1 protein-coding gene and 1 pseudogene are annotated in these 1,070 nt (G+C 21.3%); both read right to left on the reverse strand.

The window, feature by feature from the left end; genetic code table 4:
* Positions 1 to 101 precede the first annotated feature (101 nt).
* Positions 102 to 393: pseudogene (locus EHV01_RS05855) on the reverse strand (DUF3627 domain-containing protein); the annotation flags it as partial.
* A gap of 339 nt (positions 394 to 732) precedes the next feature.
* Positions 733 to 939: a hypothetical protein gene (locus EHV01_RS05860; protein WP_422066643.1), complete on the reverse strand. Its 207-nt coding sequence runs from the start codon at positions 937 to 939 to the stop codon at positions 733 to 735.
* Between the last annotated feature and the right edge of the window lie 131 nt (positions 940 to 1,070).

Here is a 1,070-nt window from a genome sequence, read left to right on the forward strand (position 1 = left end):
TAAAAATACTAAATTTTTTTAAAATAAATTATATTGAACATTTATTTTATTGATGTTATAATGATAACAAATAAACTGCTACACTTCATAGTACAATTTACATATTGATTATACAAATTGATTAATTCTGTTCCGGTTAAATATTTTCATACATGACGTTTTAAATTTTCATTATATTTTACAATAGGATAAGAATTATCATAAATCAAACCAATAGCTACTTGATTCAGAATGTTTTTCACTAAAATAAATAAATCTATTACTTAATCAAAAACCAATATGTTTATTGTGATTAGGTAAATTTATAAATGAAGCTTTATCTGTTCTAAAAACTACAAATTCTCTTCGAATAAAATAATTTTCTACGTTAATATTCTTCTTATAAAAACTCATAAAAACACCATACTTTCACACATATAACTCATTTTTACTAGTATCAATACCGGCAAACCACTTACTTTCAATTATTCTGCGAAAAGATTGAAAACCGTTATAACCAATAAATCATTCTACATCAATAACTTTTATAGTATTATATTTACACAATGGCGGATTAGGGCCACTTTTATAACTTGGTTTCTGATACATTACTCAAATCAACTCGCTTTCTATTGCACTGCATTGAACAAACATTTAACTTAAAATACAAACTACCAACAAATTTTTTATTCAAAATAGAACAACAAATTTGACATTTACGTTTAATAAAAAATATTCAAATTCCTAACATAATTAATCACACTCCTTAAAATTTGTAATAATTAGTTCTTGACCAAGTTTTGGTTTTCTATTATGACAATTAGTAGAACTATATACTCATTGAAATTCATTAATATTAAATTCTTTAAATAAGTCTTTAATAAATTCAGAATTATCAATACTTAAAATTCATTTACCTTTAATCTTTAAAATATTATCTTTTAGTTCATAAAAGTTCATTTTTGAATGTTTATAAACTTTTCCTTTATTAGACTTCTTGCATAACCTATTAAAATAATTGTAAATATTTTTAAAAAGATACTAATAGCAAATTATAATTTTAATTAATTATGTCTTTTATTTAAAAATTT

This window comes from Spiroplasma sp. hy2 (assembly GCF_044714365.1).
GTDB classification, from domain to species: domain Bacteria; phylum Bacillota_I; class Bacilli_A; order Mycoplasmatales; family Mycoplasmataceae; genus Spiroplasma; species Spiroplasma phoeniceum.